Source organism: uncultured Campylobacter sp. (assembly GCF_905372745.1).
GTDB lineage: Bacteria > Campylobacterota > Campylobacteria > Campylobacterales > Campylobacteraceae > Campylobacter_A.
Genome location: NZ_CAJPQR010000013.1, coordinates 38,393 through 58,988, shown reverse-complemented (window position 1 = coordinate 58,988; position 20,596 = coordinate 38,393). Strand labels below are relative to the sequence as shown.

At 47.0% G+C, this 20,596-nt stretch carries 17 protein-coding genes; 6 read left to right on the top strand and 11 right to left on the bottom strand.

Annotated elements, in window-relative coordinates; all coding sequences use genetic code 11:
- Positions 1–520 precede the first annotated feature (520 nt).
- From QZ157_RS05450 to QZ157_RS05440, 3 genes are all read left to right on the top strand, one after another.
- The gene (locus QZ157_RS05450; protein WP_295142855.1) at positions 521–1,114 is read left to right on the top strand and encodes a LemA family protein; all 594 of its coding nucleotides are present in this window, start codon (positions 521–523) and stop codon (positions 1,112–1,114) included.
- 4 nt (positions 1,115–1,118) lie between these two features.
- On the top strand, positions 1,119–2,051 hold the full coding sequence (locus QZ157_RS05445) for a TPM domain-containing protein (protein ID WP_295142852.1): 933 nt from the start codon (positions 1,119–1,121) through the stop codon (positions 2,049–2,051).
- A 285-nt stretch (positions 2,052–2,336) separates the two neighbouring features.
- Entirely contained in the window at positions 2,337–3,392 is a 1,056-nt protein-coding gene (locus QZ157_RS05440) for a TPM domain-containing protein (protein WP_295142850.1), read from the top strand.
- A 174-nt stretch (positions 3,393–3,566) separates the two neighbouring features.
- On the opposite strand, the gene QZ157_RS05435 is transcribed toward QZ157_RS05440, so the two are convergent.
- Positions 3,567–4,916, bottom strand: coding sequence for an amidohydrolase family protein (locus tag QZ157_RS05435; RefSeq protein ID WP_295142847.1), 1,350 nt, complete (start codon positions 4,914–4,916; stop codon positions 3,567–3,569).
- A gap of 130 nt (positions 4,917–5,046) precedes the next feature.
- Between QZ157_RS05435 and QZ157_RS05430 the strand changes: the two genes are divergently transcribed.
- The 3 genes from QZ157_RS05430 (at position 5,047) to QZ157_RS05420 (ending at position 10,126) form a co-directional block, all read left to right on the top strand.
- Positions 5,047–5,697, top strand: a complete 651-nt coding sequence (locus tag QZ157_RS05430; protein ID WP_295142844.1) for a MerR family transcriptional regulator — start codon at positions 5,047–5,049, stop codon at positions 5,695–5,697.
- Positions 5,694–9,176, top strand: coding sequence for an acyl-[ACP]--phospholipid O-acyltransferase (locus QZ157_RS05425; protein WP_295142842.1), 3,483 nt, complete (start codon positions 5,694–5,696; stop codon positions 9,174–9,176). The genes QZ157_RS05430 and QZ157_RS05425 overlap by 4 nt, the downstream gene beginning before the upstream one ends.
- A 170-nt stretch (positions 9,177–9,346) precedes the next feature.
- Positions 9,347–10,126 carry a hypothetical protein gene (locus tag QZ157_RS05420; RefSeq protein WP_295142840.1) on the top strand — a complete coding sequence of 260 codons (780 nt, stop codon included), beginning with the start codon at positions 9,347–9,349 and terminating at the stop codon, positions 10,124–10,126.
- Between the two features lie 383 nt (positions 10,127–10,509).
- Here QZ157_RS05420 and QZ157_RS05415 read toward each other — a convergent pair whose 3' ends face one another.
- The 10 genes from QZ157_RS05415 to QZ157_RS05370 all read right to left on the bottom strand — a co-directional run bounded on the left by QZ157_RS05415 (position 10,510) and on the right by QZ157_RS05370 (position 20,579).
- Positions 10,510–11,337 (bottom strand): ABC transporter permease subunit, encoded by an 828-nt coding sequence (locus QZ157_RS05415; protein ID WP_295142838.1) that lies wholly within the window; start codon positions 11,335–11,337, stop codon positions 10,510–10,512.
- The gene (locus QZ157_RS05410; protein ID WP_295142836.1) at positions 11,330–11,989 is read right to left on the bottom strand and encodes an ABC transporter ATP-binding protein; all 660 of its coding nucleotides are present in this window, start codon (positions 11,987–11,989) and stop codon (positions 11,330–11,332) included. Before QZ157_RS05410 ends, QZ157_RS05415 begins: the two co-directional genes overlap by 8 nt.
- Before the next feature lie 10 nt (positions 11,990–11,999).
- Entirely contained in the window at positions 12,000–12,905 is a 906-nt protein-coding gene (locus QZ157_RS05405) for a NapH/MauN family ferredoxin-type protein (RefSeq protein WP_295142833.1), read from the bottom strand.
- A gap of 3 nt (positions 12,906–12,908) precedes the next feature.
- A complete protein-coding gene (locus tag QZ157_RS05400) occupies positions 12,909–13,364 on the bottom strand; it encodes a c-type cytochrome (RefSeq protein WP_295142830.1) in 456 nt (151 codons plus the stop codon).
- Positions 13,365–13,373: 9 nt separating this feature from the next.
- Positions 13,374–13,946 (bottom strand): hypothetical protein, encoded by a 573-nt coding sequence (locus QZ157_RS05395; protein WP_295142827.1) that lies wholly within the window; start codon positions 13,944–13,946, stop codon positions 13,374–13,376.
- Positions 13,947–13,948: 2 nt separating this feature from the next.
- The gene (locus QZ157_RS05390) at positions 13,949–14,629 is read right to left on the bottom strand and encodes a 4Fe-4S dicluster domain-containing protein (protein WP_295142824.1); all 681 of its coding nucleotides are present in this window, start codon (positions 14,627–14,629) and stop codon (positions 13,949–13,951) included.
- Complete coding sequence (locus tag QZ157_RS05385) at positions 14,626–15,861, bottom strand: nitrous oxide reductase family maturation protein NosD (RefSeq protein WP_295142821.1); 1,236 nt, start codon at positions 15,859–15,861, stop codon at positions 14,626–14,628. The genes QZ157_RS05390 and QZ157_RS05385 overlap by 4 nt, the downstream gene beginning before the upstream one ends.
- Positions 15,858–16,619, bottom strand: a complete 762-nt coding sequence (locus QZ157_RS05380) for a cytochrome C (protein ID WP_295142818.1) — start codon at positions 16,617–16,619, stop codon at positions 15,858–15,860. Before QZ157_RS05380 ends, QZ157_RS05385 begins: the two co-directional genes overlap by 4 nt.
- 130 nt (positions 16,620–16,749) lie before the next feature.
- Complete coding sequence (gene nosZ / locus QZ157_RS05375) at positions 16,750–19,344, bottom strand: Sec-dependent nitrous-oxide reductase (RefSeq protein ID WP_295142816.1); 2,595 nt, start codon at positions 19,342–19,344, stop codon at positions 16,750–16,752.
- A 23-nt stretch (positions 19,345–19,367) separates the two neighbouring features.
- Positions 19,368–20,579, bottom strand: a complete 1,212-nt coding sequence (locus QZ157_RS05370) for a hypothetical protein (protein ID WP_295142814.1) — start codon at positions 20,577–20,579, stop codon at positions 19,368–19,370.
- Positions 20,580–20,596: the final 17 nt, after the last annotated feature.

The window sequence follows — 20,596 nt, the reverse complement described above, 5'->3', positions numbered from 1 at the left end:
TTTTTATATTTTTATTTTAGGCGATAAGTGTTACGTATCGAAACTAAATTTATCAAACGTAACTTTTTGATAAATTTGTTGTAGTTTTGTTTGGGCTTTTGACGGAGATTTTAGTCGGCTTCGGCGGGCTGTGTTAAATTTAGGAGATTTAAATTTACGGCGGCGCTTGCCGTTTTGGCTTTTGCGTATTTGGCGAGAATTCGTCAAATTTGAAATTTAGCGGGCAAATTTGCGGCTAATCTCGTCAAATTTTGCCCGCTTAAATTTGCGCCGCTAGAGTAAATAAAAATTTAAAAAACTCCAAATCCAGACCTTTTGCTAATGATCAAATTTGCAAAATAGTAGCCGCAAAGACGGTTAAATTTAAAGCGGTAAATTGCCTTAAAATTGCTAAAGCGGTAGTCGGGGGCGAGCAAATTTAACCGGGTCACCCGCGCAAAGGGCTAAAACGAATTTGCATTAAGGGCAAATAAGCGTTAAACGGCTATAATCGCGTTTATATTTAAAAAAAGGAATAGCCGTGAAAAATTTACTCGTTTTTTTAGCAGTTGTCCTCCTCCTAGCCGGGGTAGCGATGAAATACGCTAACGAATTTCCCGTGCTTGACGAAACAGTCAAGGAAAAGTGGAGCCAAGTGCAAAACCAATACAAACGCAGAGCCGATTTGATCCCAAATCTCGTTAAAACCGTTCAGGGTTACGCTAGCCACGAGCAGAGCGTGTTTAAAGAAGTAACCGAAGCTAGAAGCAAAGCCTCCGCCGTGACGATCGACGTTAGCTCTATAGATGATCCCTCTAAGCTAAAAGAGTTTGAAGCCGCGCAAAATAGCCTGGGCGGTGCGCTATCTCGCCTTATGGCTATTAGCGAAAGCTACCCTCAGCTAAAGGCCGATCAAAATTTCCTAGCCTTGCAAAGCCAGCTAGAAGGCACCGAAAATCGCATCTCCGTAGCCAGAAAAGACTATATCGAAGCGGTCAAAGACTATAACGTCGCGCTGCGTAAAATCCCGGGTAAATTTATCGCCGCCGCCCTATATCCGGAGCTAAAGCCGCGCGCTACGTTTGAGGCGAGCGTTACCGAGCAAAACGCGCCTGAAGTTTCTTTTGCCAAGTAAGCCGATGAAACGCGTTTTATCCGCTTTATTTTGCGTTTGCGCGATTTGCGGGCTTTTTACGCTAAATTTATCGGCCCAGCAGACGGTAAGCGAGCAAAGCGCGCCCGCTAAAATCAGCGAAAAAAGCGGCGATATCCCGGCTCTAAGCGGTAGAGTAGTCGATCAAGCGGGCGTTTTAAGCCCTGCGGCAAAACGAGAGCTTGAAACCGCGCTCGCCGCTCACGAAAACAATACGACTAATCAGCTAGTTATCGTAACGACCCGGTCGCTGGGCGGCAAGGCGATAGAGGAGTATTCGCTAGAGCTTGGCAGACGCTGGGGTATCGGGCAAAAAGGCAAAGATAACGGCGCGCTGCTAGTAGTTGCGCCAAACGACAAGCAGGTGCGTATCGAGGTCGGCTACGGCCTAGAAGGCGTGCTAACGGACGCTCTTTGCGGCGTTATCATAAACCGCTACGTCATCCCCGAATTTAAAAAAGGCGATATAGAAGGCGGCGTAAAGATCGGCGCACAAAAGATTTTAGCCGTGCTTGAGGGCGACGAGAGCGTAAAACGGCAGCTAGACAAAGAGGACGAAACGCCCGTAGAAGCTTACGGGATAATAGCCGGCATGGCGCTGCTGTTCGCGTCTGGGATTTTGGGCGCGGCGCTCGTGCGTATCGGGGTTTGCGCGGTTTTATCGGGCTTTACCTCAGCCGTCGTCGCCGGAGCGTTTAGTATAGAAGATTTTGCCCTTAGAGGCGTGGTTATGTTTGCGCTTTTTATGCTATTTTTTTATTTGACCAAAAATATAAAACCCGGCTCCGGCGCAAATTCGGGAGGTTCGGGCTACTCTGGCGGCTACGGCGGCGGTTCTGGCGGAGGCAGAAGCTCGGGAGGCGGATTTAGCGGAGGAGGCGGAGGTTACGGCGGCGGCGGAGCTAGCGGCAGGTGGTAGCGTCGTGAGGCTTAAAATTGGCGTCAAATTTTGCTAGAACGCTTGCTAAATTTTGCTGGTTCTAGCCTAGTCGTATCGGCGCTGCCGTTTGCGATAAATTTGAGGCTAACTAATGTTTTGGCTTTTAGCCTTTTTTGCAAATTCGCAAAAGAAAAAGCGGGCGGCAGGGGACTGATTTAACCAAAATCAAGCAAGCAAACGGCTTTAAATCCGCTAAATTACGCCAATATCCCAAAAATACGCAAATATAAATTTAACTAAAATCCGTAAAAATCAAGGAAAGATATGAAGCGCATTTTGATTATTTTGTTTTACGCTTTTACTACGGCTTCGCTTCTTGCCGCTAAGACCGGGGTAGATGGGCATTTGGAGTTTCCGATTTTAACCGGCAAAATAGCAGACGGCGCCGGGGCGTTAAGTCCTGCCCAAAAAGAGGAGTTGAAGGAAATTTTATATTTTCAGGAGAGGTTTGATAAGGTTGAAATCATCGTAGCCACGATAAGCAGCATCCCTAAAGACGGGCTAGAGTGGTACGGTGCGCAGTTAGCCGGAAAGTGGGGGATATTTGGCAAAAAAGCCTTGCTGATAGTAGTTACGGACGATAAAAAAGCATATATCGAGGCTGGAAGCGGATATATCGGCGTACTAAAAGACGAGGTAAGTAAAGATATTATAAGCAGGGACATAATCCCAAAACTCGCTAAAGGCGATGTAGCCGGCGGCATAAAGGCAGGCGTACAAAAGATTGCCGAGGCTATTTTATACGAGAGAGGTTACGAAGGGCTAAAAGCGCGGGAGGCTTTGCTAAAATTTATAAAAGAAGACTTAAACGTCAATGAAAGTACGAAGGGCAAGCTGATAGCCGCGTTTTACGAATTTTCGGGAAGGACGCCCGAGCAAAGCATAGATCTAGCAGGTAAAATACTTAGCAGCGACCCTAGTTTTGACGATGAGTCCGTGCAGAGCACGGCCTTTAGGCGTAAGATGATAGAATTTGATATAGAGCAAAGCGACGAAGCCTACGTTCCCGATCCGGGCTATATTTTTATAATGGGATTGTTTTACGGGATTATAGTATTTGTGCTAGCTTCGGCGGCTTTAAATTTGGGCTTTGCTAAGTTTGGAAACTTTTTGGGCAAGGTATCGTATTCGTATCTTGGCGGCCTTATCGCATGCTTTCTCATACTGCGAGGTAGCGGGTCGCACTATCTTACGGAGTTTTTGTTGTTTGGCGTAATCTTTGCGGCGATTTATTGGATGCTTAAGGATAAGGATTTTGACAGGGACGACGAGCCGTATCCCAAACGGACGAAAAAAGCAAGGCGCAAAAGACGGAGCTAGTTTGTTTTTGCGCAGGTTTGCTTTGCTTGAAGCGCGCAAATTTAACGTTGCCGTAGAAGTCGCTTTTAAAATTTAGGATTTTGGCTTTAAATTTTAGCCGCTATCCTAAAATTTGCAAATTCTTCGCCTTTAAATTTGTGGGTCAAATTTCGCACGCCGATCGTCAAATTTGCTCTAAATCTCCCCCAAAATCTTTTTATAGTTACTAAAAATCGGCGAGTCCTCGCCAAAATACAAACTCATCGCGCACACGTAGCGATCGAGCGGATTTTGGATGCGATTTAGCGCCAGTCGTTCGCGAAACGGCAGGTCGTAGCTGCTTAAAATCACGCTAAAAGGCACGGGAAAATCGGTGCCAAAAAGGATTTTGTCGTGGATTTGCGTTTGGGTTTTTAGATGCGGCAGTATGCGGGCCTTGTTTATGCAAAGCAGCGCCGAAACGTCGGCATAAAGCCCGTCAAACTCGCGCAGCCAACGAAGTAGAGTGAAGTAGTTGGCGCCCAGTTTCTCCGGATCGCGCGAAAACATGGACAAAACGCCGTCGCTTGAGGCGCCCATGTGAGCGCAGACGATGCGGCAACCAAGATTTAGCGGGGATTTTAGCTGCTCGATGCTCTCAAGCGCCTTGTTTGACGCCAGCGAGTTTTCGTCGCCCACGTGGATCACCAGCGGCAGCCCAAGCTCGCTAAGCAGCCTAAAATAGGGCTCATAACGCTTGTCGTTTAGATCCGTCTCCCAGTACGAGTGTAGCAGCTTGCCGCCCTTAAAGCCCATTTTGTGGTACTTTTCGATCAAATTTAGCGCGTCTTTGCGGTTTGGATTTACGCTAAAAAACGGCACGACCTCGTTTGGATTTTGCTCGTAAAAGGCAAAAACATCCTCGTTTGAGGCGCAGACGGTTTTGTCCTTGTGTACGAGATTTCCGCTCTCGTCAAATTTCGCATCGACGCCGAAAACCACGGACTTTTGGACGAAATTTGAGCTTTTTATCAGACGCGCGAAGTTGCTTTTGTAGCCTTCAAAACCGTTTTTTATAAGCTCGCTCCTGTTTATGTCGAATTTTTTGGCAAAAAACGCAAGCGCTAGTTTGTCGTAAAATCGGTCGAATTTTACATCCGCGCTAAGCAAGTGCGAGTGGATATCGACGGTTTTTATCTGCATTAAATTTGCGTTTTGCAAGCTGCTAAGTTCGCTCTCCCGCACGGCGATTTCGTTAAATTTACCCCGCGAAAACCCGCTCGAATTTGCTTCGTTTGCGGTTAAATTTACGCTCGTTTTATCAAATTTATCTTTGGCGTAAATTTTATCCGCCGCGTTTTGGCAAAACCCGAGCGTTTCTGACGTAGCCGTCTTGCTCGCTCTTAGATTTGAGCTTAAATTTACCCGCGCGTTCTGTTTTGACGGCTCAGCGAGACTGCCTAAATTTGCGCGAGAATTTGCCGCCGTTTTTCTGCCTCTCAAATTTACGCCAAAACTAAAAGCCTCCAAACCCTCGCCTGTGCGGTAAAAACCATCTCGAAACATCGTTTCTCCTTTTTAAAATTTGACGAAATCATAGCCTAAATTTTAAAAAGTGTCAAGTGGTGCTTTACGCTTTATGATTTTCTAAGCTAAATTTGCGTAAGATTTCGTCAAAATTAACGAAAGGAAAGAGATGAGCTACAAGATGAGCGAGCTTTGCGAACTATCGCAAACACCCAAATCAACGATACTCTTTTACGTCAAGGAAGGGCTTTTGCCAGAGCCCGTGAAGGTAAAAGATAACGTCCATCAGTACGGCGAGGATACGCTTTTGATGCTAAATTTCATCAAATACGTCCAAAGCAACTTCCACCTAAGCCTAAAAGAGGTCAAGGCGCTCACGCAGCAAAAGGGCTTTAGCTTTAAGCGCTGCTACGAGGCGCTTTTTGATTCGCTCGATACCTTTATGGGGTCAAATTTCGCCCAGACGCTAAGCGCCGAGCAGGCGTGCGAGAGGCTGGGTATCACGGAGGCCGAGCTGGATAAATTTATAAAAGACGGATTTATCTTTATGCGCGGCGGCAAGCTAACCGAAAAAGAGGTCGAGATCCTGCAAATCGTGCTAGAGACCCAAAAGAGCGAGCGCGGGCGAGAAATTTTACGGACCTATATAAATTTAGCCAAGCAAACGGCCAAAATCGAAGCCGAGTGCGCGCGCGAAATTTACGCTAAAGCAAAGGATAAAAATGCGGCCTTAAAGCTCGTTTTCGATAATATCTTGATCCTAAAACCATACATATTAAATTTCCACACCTTTGATGCCTACAAAAAGGAGAACAAATGAAAGGCGTTTTTTCGGTTAGGGGCTTTTTGCCCTTTTTGATCGTTATGTTTATCAACGCGGTCGTCGATCTTGGCCACAAGATCACGATCCAAAACATACTTTTTAAGAGCATCGAGGATGAAAATTTACAGATCATCCTGACCTCGCTCGTAAATTTGCTAATCTTGCTGCCCTACATCATGCTTTTTAGCGTTTCTGGCTTTTTAAACGACAAATTTTCGCGCACCCGCATCACGAGATACGCGGCGGCGAGCGAAATTTTACTCACGCTTTTTATAACCGTGAGCTACCTTTGCGGCTGGTTTTACGTGGCGTTCGGTACGACGCTGCTGCTAGCGGTACAAAGCGCGGTGTATAGCCCCGCTAAATACGGACTAATCAAAAAAATCGTGGGCGCAGAAAAGCTTGGCGCTGCAAACGGTATCGTGCAGGCCTTTACTATCGTGGCGATTTTGCTTGGCTCGTTTGTTTTCTCGGCTATTTTCGAGAGCTACGCCGCTACTAGCACGGATGCCGGAGAGATGATAAAATCGGTCTGGTTTATCGGCGCGATACTTTTTGTTTGCTCGGTAGCAGAGACGATTTTTACGTTTAAGATTCCGTTTTTCGAGGCGACTGACGCCGGGCTTAAATTTGACGCGAAAAAGTACTTTAAACTAGGCTACCTAAAAGAAAACACCAAGCACATCTTTAACAACAAAAACGCCTTTTTATGCACGCTGGGACTTTCGGTTTTCTGGGCGGTAGCGCAGCTGGTTATCGCCGTTTTCCCCGCTCACTACAAGGCTATGAGCGCGGATAACAACGTCATGATCGTGCAGGCGATTTTAGCCGTTAGCACCATCGGTCTAGTCGTGGGCTCAGCGCTAGCGGGCAGCTACTCGAAAAACCACATCGAGATGGGCATCGTGCCTTTTGGCGCGCTTGGGCTTTTTGTTTCGCTACTTATGTTTGCGCAGGGTTCAAGTGCTGCGTTTATGACGCTGGCGTCCTTTTTGTTCGGTTTTAGCGGCGGCATTTTCATCGTGCCGCTAAACGCAAATATCCAGTTTTTTACCTCTGAAGAGCAGATGGGCCGCACGCTAGCGGGCAGCAACTTTATCCAAAACATCTTCATGGCGGCGTTTTTACTGCTTGCGATGGCGTTTAGCATATTTGCCGTTAGTACGCCCGAAATTTTCGTCATTACTTCTTTTAGCGTGCTTATCTGCGCGCTGGTAGCGATAAAGTACCTGCCGCATCTTTTTGCTCGCTTGCTTATCATGCCGTTTTTTAGGATCGGATACACCATCAACGTCGACGGCGTCGAAAATATCCCGCAAAAAGGCGGCGTGCTGCTACTTGGCAACCACATGAGCTGGATAGACTGGGCGGTGCTGCAGATGGCCTCTCCGCGCCCGATCAGATTTGCGATGCATAAGAGCTTTTATGAAATTTGGTACCTAAAATGGCTGTTAAATTTATTTGACGTGATCCCGATAGGCGCGGGCGCTAGCAAAAGCGCGCTAGAAAAGATCCGCGAGTGCCTAGACGCGGGCGACGTGGTGGCGCTGTTTCCTGAGGGTCATATCAGCTATAACGGCCAGATAGACGAGTTTGCGCACGGTTACGAGATAGCCGCAAGCGATACGAACTCCGTCATCGTGCCGTTTTATCTGCGCGGTCTTTGGGGTTCTAGCTTCTCGCGCGCTCAAAAATACTACCAAAAAATCAGCCGCAAAATAGACGGCAAGCGCGCTATCAGGGTGAGCTTCGGCGCGCCTTTGGCACCTGAAACCAAAGCCCCGCAGGTACGCGAAAAGGTCGTCGAGCTGTCGTTTTTTAGCTGGGCGGAGTATCTAAAAACTCTCGAGCCTATGCAGTTTAGCTGGCTAAAACACGCTAAAGCAAATCTGTTTAAACGCTCGATGGTAGATAGCACGGGCGCTGATCTAAACAATCTCAAGGTTATCGCGACGGTGCTTGTGTTTTTGTCTAAATTTAAATTCTCGTTTTTAAAAGAGCGAAACGTCGGCGTGATACTGCCTTCCTCGGTGATGGGTAGCATTATAAATTTGATGCTATTTATCAGAGGCAAGATAAGCGTAAATCTAAACTACACGCTTAGCGAGCAAAATTTGATCGGCTGCGCGGACAAGGCTGGGTTAAGAAGCATAATTACGTCGCGCCAGTTTATCGCCAAGCTAAAGGCTCGCGGCTTTGAGCTGGAAGAATCTCTAAAAGGCAGGCTCATCTATCTCGAAGACGTCGCGCAAGGCATAAGCAAGGCTGATAAAATTTGCGCGATGCTAAAGGCGATTTTGATGCCGCGCTGGCTGCTTGAGCTTATTTATTTTCGCGACGTTCGCATCGACGACGATGCTACGATACTCTTTAGCAGCGGCAGCGAAGGCACGCCAAAGGGCATCGTGCTAACGCATAAAAACATAATGGCTAACATCAAGCAAATTTCAGAGATCGTAAATACGGACGGCAACGACGTTATCTTAGCGTCGCTACCGATATTTCACTCGTTTGGGCTTACCGCGGCGACCTTTTTCCCGCTTAGCGAGGGTATCGCCTCTGCTCACGTGCCTGATCCCACGGACGCCTTTGCCGTGGGTAAGATGGTTGCTAAATACCACGCGACGATAATGTTTGGCACTTCTACGTTTTTTAGGCTCTATACCAAAAACAAAAAGCTAAATCCGCTGATGTTTTCTACGATCCGCTACGCGATAGCCGGCGCGGAGAAGCTAAACGCGGCCGTTAAGTGCGAGTTTAAGATGAAATTCGGCGTCGAAATTTACGAAGGCTACGGCACGACCGAGACCTCGCCCGTCGTTAGCGTAAATACCGCAAACGTGCTAGAGCCCGAGTTTTTTAAAGAGCTTGTTTTCTCAAAAGAGGGCAGCGTGGGTCTACCGACTGCAGGCACGATAATAAGAATCTGCGACCCTACAAGCCTAGAAAAGCTAGAAAACGGGCAGGCCGGCCTAATCCTAATCGGCGGCCATCAGGTGATGAAGGGCTACTATCTAGATGAGGAGCGCACGAAAGAGGCGATCGTCGAGCTAGACGGCGTGCGCTACTATAACAGCGGCGACATCGGCTTTTTAGACGAGGCGGGCTTTTTAACCATCACGGATAGGCTATCTCGCTTTGCTAAAATCGGCGGCGAGATGATAAGCCTAGGCGCGCTCGAGGCTCAAATTTCAGGCGTGCTGGGCGATGAGGTTACCTTTGTCTGCACCAACGTCGCCGACGAGAAAAAGGGCGAGCAAGTCGTAATGCTCTTTAGCGGCGAGATAAGCGAGGATGACGTGGCCGCGCGCATCAGGGCTTCTGCGATACCGTCCATCATGCAGCCTTCAAAGATTTATAAAGTAGATGCCGTACCGGTGCTAGGAACGGGTAAGGTGGACTTTAAATCAAGCAAAAAGCTAGCGGCCCAGCTGGTTGCCGGCGAGGGAAATTTGGGCGCAGAGGAAGAGGCTTAAATTACGCTATGATAGGCAAATTTGGCGGCTGGGTCGTCAAATTTGCCTATTGTCTAAGCTCTGGCAAAAGACCCCTGCAAAATTAAATTTTAAAACAGCGATACCCGCTTATAAACGCCTAAGTTTGATCACAATATAATCATAATGAAAATAAAACAACAAGGCAAATTTTGAACTTAAATTTAAAACAAAAACTCTTCGGTAGCAAACTTAAAAAGATAGTTTGGTCGGTCGTGCTTTTTACGGCGATACTAGGCACCGCATTTATCCGCATCGTGCCAGATTTTTCCACCTCGCGAGGCTTTGTGATAGTTTCCCTTTCCGACTACAACAAATACAAGCAGGGCTATTGTCTTAAAGAGGATAGAATTTTACCCAAAGAGGAGCTGTATAAAAAAGTAGCAGGAGCGTATTTAGATTATGATATAAAACTAGATTGGATGATTGACGATTATAAATTTAAAACCTTCGGTAGTTTTTGGCATAGTAGATACGAGGTTGCATACTATGAACTAGAAAATATAAACTTATCGAATTGTTTTGAAGTATTAGAAAAATATTATCAAGAGGGAAAAACGACCGAGGAGATACTGATGAAAGAGCTAAAGGCTAAAAAAACCGATCCAAAGAAATATCTAAAAATAAATTTGAACGATATGAGCGTTGGATTTGATAGACCGATAGTTGGAATAGATGGTAGTGAGAATGATGTTACTGGCACTTTGCTCCTTGATAAATTCGCTATATTTAACGGTAATTATATGCAATTTAACCATTCGGAGTATCTGTACGATACGAGAGAAAATTTTATTATCGTGAAGAAATACTATAAAGAGAGAAAAAATGCCGTAGTCGGTATCGGAAAAGGGTTTAAATTTGATAACTGCGGCAATATAAATTATCCGCTGGAAGAAAATTATTTGGGCGGTAGAGATATAGAGAGGCGCTAAAAGTTTTATATAAATTTCGTTAAAGATTTTGAAATAAAAAATTTCATACAAAGGATAAACAATGGCTGTATTTAATCTAAATTTAAACGGCGACTATTTAAACAGGTACTAGGCTACTATATATGGGGTCAAGATACCCAGCCGCCGGTCGGTAAAGTAGCGTCCGGTAAATATATCGCCGCGATAAAATAAAAGGCGAATTTTGAACTTAAATCTAATACGCCTCACTGCGATGATAAATTTTGGGTTTTAGCGGTTATGGGTAGCGTAGAAAATGGCGTCGTTTCATCGCAGTTTAGCCACGCGGGCGGTCAAATTTGCTTGATAAAACGACTAGCTAGCCTGCCTAAACGCCAAATTCGGCTACCGCAGACTAGCTAAATTTACACCAAATCCCTGCTGCTAAAGATAAAATATCCGCTAACAAGCATAATCGCGCCTAAAATCAGCGGATAAAAAATCGAGTAAATCACAAATCCAAACGCGCTAAAGTTGTTTAATACGAAATTCGACGCCACTCCGATCACGGCTAAATTTGGATCAAACAGGCTAATCGCCGCGATCCTAAAGACCTCGATCGGATTAATGAGCGCGATAAAAAAGATGATGTCCTCGCGTACGTTAGTTTTCATCAAAAAGCCCATCAGCGCAAGATCCAAAAACGCTAACAAGATAAGCCAGAGTAAAAACGCGACGCCTTGACCCATTTCTTGATTTTTGATAGCCGAGGAGATAAGAAATCCAAACGACAAAAATACGAAGCTAAGCGCGAAAAGTAGGGCGGTGTAGAGGCTTAGGATATCCCACGGGATCTCGATTTTTTTAACTAAACCGGCAACTACTGCTAAAACAAAAGATAGCAAAAGCGGCACGAAAATAACGAAAATACGCCCCAAAGCCTTGCCGAAATAGTATTCGCCCAGGCTAACGGGAAAGCTAAGCATATACTCAAGCAGGTTCGTATCGCGGTCGGCGCTGATACTGCGCACGGTCGAGATGAGGATAAAAATGGGCACGATAACGATGCAAATTTGGATAAAAAGCAGCAAAAGCCGCGTAAGTCCGCTAAAACCCAGCACCCGCGAGTCCGTCACGCCGCTAAAGATAAAAGTAACGATAAGCCCCATAAAAACTAGCATATAGATGAGAAACCAGCGCGAGCGCAGCGACTCGGCGACATCTAGTTTGGCGATGAGTAGCAAGTTACGCATGCGCGCCTCCTTGATAGATCGGCTCGTCTTTTATGATCTGCCCCAGGTCCATCTCGACGTAGCGGTTTGATATGCCCTGCACCTCATCAAGCCTGTGCGAGATGAAAACCAGCGTCTTTTCGCGCGCAAACTCGCCTAGCAGATCCATAAAATTTCGCCTGGCTTTGGGGTCTAAATTTGCAGTAGGTTCGTCAAACATCATGGCCTCGGTATCTTTAGCAAAGGCGATTGCGATTAACATTTTTTGCTTCATACCGCCTGAGAGTTTGTAAAAGGGCTTGTGAAAATTTCCTTTTAGATCAAGCTCCATTTTTTCGCAAAATTTTTCTATGTTTTCCTGCGGGGCGCCCGAGCTTTTGCAGACGAACTCGCAAAGCTCTTTTAGGTTAAATTTAAGCGGCGGCGGAGTTTGCGGGACGAAAGATATCACGCTAAGGGCTTCTTTGCGCGCGGTAAAAGGATCAAAGCCGTTTACTCGCACCTCGCCGCTGTTTGGCTTAAATTCGCCCAGGATTATGCGCATCAGCGAGCTTTTGCCGGCGCCGTTTTGCCCGAGCACGACCGTTTTTTGCCCCTTTTTTATGTTTAAATTTACGTTTTGCAGTATCTTCTGCGAGCCAAAAGCCTTAGTGATGTCTTTTAAGATTATCAAATTTATCCTTTTAGATGAGCTTTTTAAAGCCGTTGTCGAATTTCAGCGCGTCGTGGTGACACACGTCGATACAGCGCCCGCAAAGCGTGCAGTCGCCGCCTACGAGACGAAATTCTTTTTTATTTTCGTCGCCGTCTAGTTTGGCGTTTTTCTTCGTGATTTCTAGCACGTGCGGCACGAGGCAGGTATCGATGCATACTAAACAGTGGTCGCAGCGGTCCTTGTTCCAGCTGACTTTTACGGCGTTGGTGCGTGTTAGCAGCGAATACGTCGCGCCGATGGGGCAGACGTAGCGGCACCAGCCCCTGCGGGAGTAGAAAATCTCGACTAAAAGTACGAAAAGGGCAAACCAAATCGCGTGAAAATAGCCGTAAATGACGAACCTAGACACTATGCCCGTCACGCTAAATATCTCAAACACGAGCTGCGAGCTAGCAAAGCTCATCGCGATAAAAAGCGCGGTAAAGACATAGCGCCATTTGGGGTCGAACTCGCGGCGTTTGATTATCTTTTTGGCGGCTAAATTTTCGTGGATTTTCTCGCCGATCTCGCCTAAAAAGGTATAAGGACACACCCAGCCGCAAAATGCCCGCCCGCCCACGAGCGCGTAAAAAAGCAAAATCGTAGCCGTGCCGATGATGAGATTTATCGGAAACTCGTGCGTCGCGGCAAATACCTGAAAGCTCATAAAAGCGTCGGTCAAATGAAAGCCCAAAATCCTTGATCCGCTGATGTCGCCTTCTAAAATTTGAATATCCGCGCGGTAAGAGAGCACGAACAAAATATGCACTAGCGCGATCACGACGAGGCGGCGTCCTCGCCAGCTGAGGCTTTTTTTGCCCTCGCCGTTTTTTATCGTCAGCGTATCGAAAAAATCGACCTTTGAGACCGTGCAACGCGTGCTATATTTATCCATCCGCTACTCTTTAAATTTTGAAATTTCATCAGCTAACAAGCCTAAATCCTCGTCTGATACGTTGTTTAAAAGTCCTTTCATTAGGCTGTTTGGTACTTTATTTTCTTTGTAGTCTTTTAGCCTAGCTAAAATTTCGTCCTTGCTTTTGCCCGAAATTTTAGGCGCCATCACGCCCTTGCCGTTTGCTCCGTGGCAAGGCGCGCAGGATGTGAGGTATCGTTTGCTAACGCCCTCGCTGGGCTGATTTGCGACGCTGTTTTGTAGCTGTTTTATCTTTTTTATTTCCTCGGCGTCTTGCAGATTTAGCTCCTCGTTTCGCTCTTGCTTAGGAGCGAAGTCTTGAGGTTTTATTTCGGGTCTGCTGGCATCTTTTATGGGCGCTGAGGGCTGGCTAGTCAGCATAAAAATCATAAGAACCAAGACCAAAGCTCCAAAGATTATCGCTATTTTCTTTCCCATTTTAGCCTCCTATTTTTTTCTAAACTGCTCGTTAAATTCGCTGATTTCGTTTGCTAGAGCGCGGATTTGCGCCTCGTCTAGGGTTTGGACTAGATCTTTCATCAGCGGATTTGCCTTTTGCTTGTTTTTATACGCAAATATCATGTCGTAAATTTGATCCGAGGTTTTATTTAGCAGCGACGGGCCGATGATGCCGTTGGCGTAGTCGTCGTGGCAGGCGGAGCATTTTACGATAAAGTCCTTGCTAAGGCGCCCTTTTACGAGTTTTAAATTTATGCTTTGCAGCGGGTTTCGCACCATCGCTAGCGCGCCGACTGAGCGGCTAGTCTCGCTCTCTTCGTCATCTAGACCGAATTTGACTCTCTTTTTACCGTTTATATCGTAGCTCATAAACTGATCGTAGTCTTTTTGCGCGGTTGCGTTAGCGTCCGCTTTTTGCGTCTCTATCATGCCTGCGGCGGTGGGCGTCGCTTGCGTTTTTGCCGCTTGCGCCATGCTTTTTTTATCATCCTTGCTCTCGCAGCCCGTTATCAGCGCGGCGGCGGCGAGAGCCGCAAGACAGCCTAAAATTTTATTTCTCATTTTTATCCTTTGTAAATTTCGTCATAGCCGCGATTTGGCGCTATATCGATGATCTGTGCCGGGCAAACTTCGGCGCACACTCCGCATCCGACGCAGCCCTGTTTAAATTCGGGCAAATTTCGCCCGTCGCTTTTAGCCATCGATATGGCGGCGTCTCCGACCGGGCAGAGGCTAACGCACAGATCGCAGGGCTTATCCACGCTATTTTGGACGGCGTCTTTTACGGCTTGCTCGCGGTCGTTGTAAATTTTACGTTCAAGCATTCTCGTAACGCCGCTTAAATTTACGTTTTCGTTTTTATAAGCAAGACAGGCTTCATGCTCCCTTAGCACGCCCACGCCCATCTTCACGTCGCTGATCTGCGTCGTGGCGTGATCTAGCGCGCCGCTGGGACAGGCTAAAACGCAAGGAAAAAGGTCGCACAGATAGCAGCCTCGCTCGTGCGGGTTTATGTAGGACGTGCCGTTTGAGTAGCCCTGCGCGATGTCTAGCAGCCCAATGCTGTGATACGGACAGACCTGCACGCACTGGCCGCATTTTATGCAGAGCGATTCGAAATTTTTAACCGCTCCGGGAGGCCGTAAAAAAAGCTCGTCCGCGTGCGTTTTGGGTAAAAAATATCCGATGCCGTAGCCTGCGGCCGCCGCGCCTGCCGTTAGTGCGATAAAATTTCGTCTATTCATAGCGTTGCCTTTTGGGCGTTATTGGGGCGCATTTTAGGAGAGCCGTCCTCTAAAAGCTTAAGCGGCTCGGAAAAGGGCGCAAGCTTAGCTAGAAAATTTAGCCCGCTAATCACGGTCGAACCGTAGAAAAAGCGCAGAGTCGGATAGTACTGCCAAAGCTTATCGGCGTAAACGAAGTGCGAGTACGGCGTGTCGCCGATGCCGTCGCGGTTTAGATCCAGGCCTTCGTATTCGTCGAAATAATTACCGCTCCACTCGTTTAGCTCGATCTTTGAGCCGGGCGTGTCGTTGATAGCCGTTTCCATGTTGCCGATAAAATCATTACCCTTAAACACGCTTTTTTCCTGCGTCGCGTGCATTTGTAGCCCGATAACGTTGTATAAAATTTGATTGTTTTCGAGGGTATTTACGGTGCCCGGATTTAGCGGCGAGCGGTCGGAGTAGATGCCGCGCGAGTTATACAAAAAGGTATTTTCGCTCACGGTAAAGCCCGAGGTATCTTTTAGCGCGATACCCACGCCAAAGGCTCCGTTTGAGTTGATTATCACGTTTCGGCGCACGAGAGAATTTGTTGAAAACATAAAATACATCCCCACGGCACCCCCGCTAAATTCGTTATCCTCGATGAGGTTGCCCGCCGAGTACATCGTATGCACGGCGTAGCGATTGTTTTGTCCGTAGTTTTTGCGGATTATGTTGTTGCTGGAAAACCACGCCACGATGTCGCGGCTGTTATAGACGTAGTTTCGCTCGATTAAGTTTTCGTGCGAATACCACGCGCGCACGGCGTCTCCGCGTCTAGGCACGTCAAAGCCCTCTTTTGAGGTGATGTTGTTATCTCTGATGACGGCTTGGTTGCACTCTGATAGCTCGATACCGAAAAGCACGTCTTTAAAGCGGTTTTTCTCGACTAAAATATTATTGCCCTTTGCGCAGCTGATGCCTGCATCTAGGTTCATCTGACTCGTGCCGCTGCCTTCGATGTTTAAATTTACGAGCTTTACGTTTTTTGCCGTTACTTTTATCACGCTTGATTTGCGGTCGCCTCGTATCACGGCGTTCTTGCTTTTGCCTATTATCGTTAGCGGCTTATCGACGATTATATTTCCCTCGTAAAGTCCGTCGTTTAGGCGCAGCGTGTCGCCCGGTTCGGCGGCGTTTATAGCGTCTTGCAGCGGACCGGCGAAGGCCGTCAAATTTAGTGCGCAAAAGAGCAAAAGCTTAAATTTCATTTGGCTTCTTTGAGCTCTTTTTTCTTTGAAAATACGGCCAGGATACAAAGCGCGCTCATAGCCATCATCACCCAAAATCCTATGCTAGGATACGAGTGCGTTGTAAACTGCGCGACCTTGCCGTCGCCAAGCACGGTCGGCATAAACGGTTTTATCTTAAACGCGCCCCACTCTTGCATATTGTGCCCGTACCAATAAAGCCAGCCCGCAAACGCGCCCATAAAAAGCAGCGGAGCGATAGCGGGAAGCGCCATGAGCAGGGAGTTAAATTTGCCGTCGTAGTATAAAAAGGCTAGCATGCAAAGCGTCGAAATAAGCAGATAATAAGGCGCGATAGCGCGCTCGACGTTGCCGCCGTGCTCCATCGGATACATGCCGATGTAGTGGTTTATGGTGTTCATCTCGTGCACGTCGCCGCCGTATCCGTCAACGTGAAAATAAACCGGGATACCGTCAGGGAAGGCGTCTTTTGGGTAGTTTGGCGCTTCAAGCGCGACGTACCAGATAGGAAAAGAGGGCGTGCCGATCTCGGCTTTTTGCTCGATCGCTTTTTGCAGGCTGGCTTTTACGTCGTCTGGCATCAAGTGATTTTTGTACTGAAACGAGGTGTAAAGGTCGTAAATTTTATACGAATATCCGGCAAGCGGCTCGCCTGCGGCGATTTTAGCCTTCGCGCCGAACCATCCAAGAACCGGGATCGTAAAACAAACGGTCATCAAGACTAACGCGATAATAGTGTAAATTTGATACTTCTTCATCGTTTCTCCTTTATTAAATTTAAAAAATTTTTCGCAAAAGGCTTTTTAAATTTAACGAAAAAGGCTCGGATTACGCGCTCCGAGCCTTAAATTTAGCGGTTAAATTCGAGTCGCTAAGCTCAAATTTAGACTACATTCCCGCGTTTTCGTCGATCCATTTTAGGTATTCGATGATATCTTTGACCTCTTGATCGCTCATGTGCTGATTAGGCATTCTTAGATTAAAGTAATCGATCATAGACTTGATATACTCGTCGCCGTAAAATTTTGATGGATCTTTGACAAAGTCAAATACCCACTTCTCGCCGTTTTCGTGGCGTAAAAGAACGCCCGTTAGATCCGGGCCCGAGCTAACCTGACCGATGACGTGGCAAGCGTTGCAGCCGCCTTTTAGATATGCGGCCTCGCCTTTAGCCGCAGCCGGACTCATAGGCGTAGCGATCTCTTTAGCGAGATTATTTTTAGCTCTTAGGCCGACGTCTGCGGTTTTAACCATATACTGCCACACTTGGTACTCCCAAAGTATCGCGCCGTTTACGTCGCCTTTTTTATAGGCTTCGTCGGCTTTTGCTTTAGCCTCGGGGATTTTGCCGTATTGATCCAGCGCGTCGGTAACCAGCTCTTTTACCTTAGGATATTTTTCGTAATGCTTTTCTTTTAAGTAAGCCACTACGCTTTGGATAACTTCGTCGGTAGCTTTATTCGTAGCGATTACTTTATCGTATTCGGCTTTTAGGGCTTCGGGACTTAGGGTTTTTAGCCTATTTGCTTTTGCCGATTCGTATTTTTTGTTCGGATCTTTAACTAGCAAATAGCCCATCATCTCAAGGTGCAATGCAGAGCAAAACTCGGTGCAGTAGTAAGGGAATACGCCCTCTTCGTCCGCTACGAAATTTACGGTTGCGGTTTTACCCGGCTCTAAAGAGGCGTGGATGTTGTAAAGATCGACCGTAAAGCCGTGAGTCTCGTCCTGGGCGCGCTCTAGGTTTGTTAGGTGGATGGTTACGTTGTCGCCTTTATTTACCTCGATATGCTCAGGATTGATGTGGCTTCTGATCATCGTAGCGTAGACGGTTACGTTTTTGCCGTTGCGCTCGACTCTTTCTTGTCCCGCAAGAGTTGCGAACGGACTTTCTTTACCGGTGCGAGAGTTTGTTCCCATGGCGTAGGTGGTAGCCGGTTTTAGCTTGCTAGCCTCGATAGATATAACGTCGTGAGGCTCGCCAAGAGGTATCGGCATATCGTATAAAAGCTCCATCTTTGCGCCCGTAGTGTCGATTAGCTGGTGGTTTTGCGGATGAAGAGGGCCTACCGGGTTAAAGCGGTCGATTGATAGCTTATCAAGAGCGATTACGTATTTGCCCTTAGGTTTGGCCGATTTTCCCTCCATCGCGTCTAGGTGTCCGATGTTGTAGTGGACGTTGATCCTATCTAGGACTTTTAAATTTTTATAGTCCCATTTTACGATCTGGCTATCGACGTAAAGCGAGGTATAAAGTACGCCGTCTTGCGCGTCAAATGCCGTATGTAAAGGTCCAAGGCCGAGTTCCACTTGTCCGTGTAGGGTCTTTTGCAAATCAAGAATCGGTATGCCGTAAGAGTCGGTGCCGGCAAATTCTTTTTTATCGATTAAATTTTTGATCTTTCTAAAGTCAAAAACCGTAGCGTGCGTATCTAGCTTACCGCCGATAACGATATATCGGCCGTCCGGGCTAACGTCTACGCCGTGCGGGCTCTTTGGCTCTGGGATCAAAAATAGCGCGCCGGCTTTAACGGCAGCCTCTATCGTAACTACTCTGTGGCCGTTTATCTCTCTGTAGTTTTTCTTGTCTTGAGCTAGTTTTTCTAAAATTTGCCAGTTATAAACGTGCAAATAGTCAGTATCGTTTCTGCTTGCGCCCGCTTCAAACGGAGGCAAGCCTTTTTCGATACCTCCGGTGTACATCTCTGAGTTTATGGAGTTAGAAAACGCCCAGCCGAAGCTCTCGCCCTTACCCGCGTCGCTTAAATCCTGCCAATACGGAGGAAGCTCAAGCGAGAAGGAAGCTTTCTCGTCTATCTTGCCTTTTGGATAGTCGAATTTCCAAAACGTTACCGCGCCGCGGTATGCGCTTTCGTACTCGTCTATCGAGTGGTAGCCGTTATCTAGCGGAGCCGCGTACTGCGCCGCTTCGATGACGTACTCGCTATTTGGGGTGATGAAGCTGCCGCCGTGTTCGCTTTTTACGATTGGATTAACGACGATTTGCGTAGTTTCAAAATCGTGCAAATTTATCACCGCGATACGAGGGTTAGCCTTGTCGTTGATGAAAAGATAATCGCCGACGTATTCGCCGTTTTTCTCGGTTAGAGCAGGGTGGTGAGTGTCGCCCCACGAAAGCTCCTTGCCCCTAATCGCACCGCTTTTTAGGATAGCCTTAGACTCCTCGTCAAAGCCGTATCCCTGCCAAGGCTCGGGCGTAAAGACGCCGATAAATTTGTAAATCCTCATCGAAGGTACGCCGTAAACCATCACCTGTCCGCTTTGGCCTCCTGAGGAAAAGACGATATAGTCGTCTTTTTTACCGCTTGGTTGATACGTTTTAGCAGCCGCTAGGACGTCTTTTTCCGTTAGCCCGCGCGCTTTCATGATAGCTTGCAAGTCGCTATCTGCCGCGCACGCATTGCTAACGGCAAACGCTATACACGCCGCCGCAACGATGCCTGAACCAAAAATTTTGTTCATTAAAAATCTCCTTTCTTAAGATTTTATTTATAAATTTTAATTTCGCCGTTTATGCTTACGGTTATTATATCTTCATTATTATTAAAAACGCTTATTATCGCATCCGAATTTTTCCCGAGCCGCTCTATATCCGTAAAATTTGCGTTCGCGCGCCAAATCTCGCCGTTATCAAGGCCGATATAAATTTTATCCCGCACGGATAGCAGGCTTTTTATCCGTAGATTCGAGATTTTATAAATTTTTGCGTTTAGGCTTTTTGGGGCGATTTCGCGCGTATTTGCCGAGGGTTTCGTATCTAAAAAATTTACGCTTGTTTTTTTGCGCGACAAATTTACGTCTGCTTCGTTTTTTGCGGTTTTATCTGCTAAATTTGCCCCGAGTTTATCGCCGTATGCTTGCGGCAAAACCGCGTTTTGGCTTAAATTTACGTCCGTCTTATCCGCCGCATTTGCTTTAAAGCCATCCTTGGCGGCTTTGTCTTTAGCTGCGCTTAACGACTGTTTGCTTAGCGAATTTACCGCGCTTGTTTGCGTAGTTTTTGGGTTTATACGCTCGCTAGGGGCTAAATTTTCCTCAGATTCAAATTTTACGCTTGCTATCTCTCCGCTAGCTAGCCCTAAAAGCATATCTTGGCCCGTCTGCGCCGCGCTTAAGGCCACCGCATTTAGTTTGCCTTGATTTTTTACCTCCATCGAGGTCAAATTTAACCTAAAAACCGACCTATCCCAGCCGGTTATTACGGCGACGTCATTTATGATTTTGCAGGTTGCTACGCGGTATACGCCGCTAAGGCGTGCGGCGGAGAGCTTCTTGACGGACGGGTCGTAGACGAGGAAGATATTTTCTCTCGCCACGGCGTAAAATTTACCGCCTGATATGCTTAGATGCGTTATGTGCGCATCAAGACCGAGGCTTGAGACGTCCAGCGCCACTTCCCTGGAGTTTAAATCCTTGCTAAATTTAACGATTATTCCGCTAGAAAGCCCGGCATATAGCTCGCCCGTGCCAAAAGCAAGCGAGGTTATCTCGTCCGCGGCCAAGGTTGTCTGCGCACTTGGTCGCAGATTTGCCGCATCGATGATTTTTAGCTCGTTTGCCGCGTCGTATAGGGCTATTTTTCCGCCGTTAAGTTCGCTAAAGGCATAGCTTTTTACGTCGGCGCTAGGCTCGAAACCGTAGCTTGCCGAGATTAAAAATAGTAGATAAAAAATGCTCGCTAGCGTGCGTGGGTTCAAATCGTTCCTTCTTCGAA

Excerpts from the sequence above, each read along its gene's own strand:
- QZ157_RS05440 (WP_295142850.1), top strand. The coding sequence starts at position 2,337 with ATGAAGCGCATTTTGATTATTTTGTTTTACGCTTTTACTACGGCTTCG.
- QZ157_RS05430 (WP_295142844.1), top strand. The coding sequence starts at position 5,047 with ATGAGCTACAAGATGAGCGAGCTTTGCGAACTATCGCAAACACCCAAA.
- QZ157_RS05395 (WP_295142827.1), bottom strand. The coding sequence starts at position 13,946 with ATGAGAAATAAAATTTTAGGCTGTCTTGCGGCTCTCGCCGCCGCCGCG.
- QZ157_RS05400 (WP_295142830.1), bottom strand. The coding sequence starts at position 13,364 with ATGGGAAAGAAAATAGCGATAATCTTTGGAGCTTTGGTCTTGGTTCTT.
- QZ157_RS05445 (WP_295142852.1), top strand. The coding sequence starts at position 1,119 with ATGAAACGCGTTTTATCCGCTTTATTTTGCGTTTGCGCGATTTGCGGG.
- QZ157_RS05435 (WP_295142847.1), bottom strand. The coding sequence starts at position 4,916 with ATGTTTCGAGATGGTTTTTACCGCACAGGCGAGGGTTTGGAGGCTTTT.
- QZ157_RS05425 (WP_295142842.1), top strand. The coding sequence starts at position 5,694 with ATGAAAGGCGTTTTTTCGGTTAGGGGCTTTTTGCCCTTTTTGATCGTT.
- nosZ (WP_295142816.1), bottom strand. The coding sequence starts at position 19,344 with ATGAACAAAATTTTTGGTTCAGGCATCGTTGCGGCGGCGTGTATAGCG.
- QZ157_RS05385 (WP_295142821.1), bottom strand. The coding sequence starts at position 15,861 with ATGAAATTTAAGCTTTTGCTCTTTTGCGCACTAAATTTGACGGCCTTC.
- QZ157_RS05415 (WP_295142838.1), bottom strand. The coding sequence starts at position 11,337 with ATGCGTAACTTGCTACTCATCGCCAAACTAGATGTCGCCGAGTCGCTG.
- QZ157_RS05380 (WP_295142818.1), bottom strand. The coding sequence starts at position 16,619 with ATGAAGAAGTATCAAATTTACACTATTATCGCGTTAGTCTTGATGACC.
- QZ157_RS05405 (WP_295142833.1), bottom strand. The coding sequence starts at position 12,905 with ATGGATAAATATAGCACGCGTTGCACGGTCTCAAAGGTCGATTTTTTC.
- QZ157_RS05390 (WP_295142824.1), bottom strand. The coding sequence starts at position 14,629 with ATGAATAGACGAAATTTTATCGCACTAACGGCAGGCGCGGCGGCCGCA.